Below are 251 nucleotides of genomic sequence, written 5' to 3'. Positions count from 1 at the left end.
TCAACAAGGGAAATAGAAGATGCAAATGCAAATATCTTCTTTGCACAAGCAGGCTATTTAACCTTTAAGGGTAAAAAGAAATATGGATTAAGGGAAAAATATATATTAGACTACCCAAACATGGAAGTAAAAAACTCATTTTCAAAATTAATATTAGAAGCAAATTATGGATTAAATAATAATGAAATAGAAATAAGTGAAAATACAATATATGAAAAGATAAGTAAAAATGATATAAAAGGAGTAATAGA

At 24.7% G+C, this 251-nt stretch carries 1 pseudogene; it reads left to right on the top strand.

The features are described from left to right. Nucleotides 1–251, top strand: a pseudogene (locus ACYQ44_RS10555) (ATP-binding protein); the annotation flags it as partial.

It is taken from the genome of Marinitoga arctica (assembly GCF_054657315.1).
Note: the sequence above shows the minus strand (reverse complement) of the source record. Positions and strands in the feature narration are given on the sequence as shown.